Annotated in this window: 1 pseudogene; it reads right to left on the bottom strand. The window is 60.9% G+C overall.

The window, feature by feature from the left end:
- Positions 1-248: pseudogene (locus SB765_RS32350) on the bottom strand (transporter); the annotation flags it as partial.

Here is a 248-nt window from a genome sequence, read left to right on the forward strand (position 1 = left end):
CTGAAGCTGGTCCTTGGCGGTGACGAACTTGGTGGCGGTGATGCGAAAGTTGGTGGTCTGCATCTTGTCGTCCTGGTTGACACCCGCCACCTGGGTTTCGCCGCCCCAGTTGTGGCCAAAGCCAATGGCCAGCGCGGTGGTCGGGTCAGGCATGTAGCGGCCCATCAACTGGGTTTCGTAGGAAACGTCCTGCTCCCTGCGGGCGGAGTTGGCGCCGAAGTCGTTGTTGTCGCCATACCAAATGGCAT

Source organism: Pseudomonas sp. SIMBA_067, assembly GCF_046534675.1.
Taxonomy (GTDB): Bacteria; Pseudomonadota; Gammaproteobacteria; order Pseudomonadales; family Pseudomonadaceae; genus Aquipseudomonas; species Aquipseudomonas putida.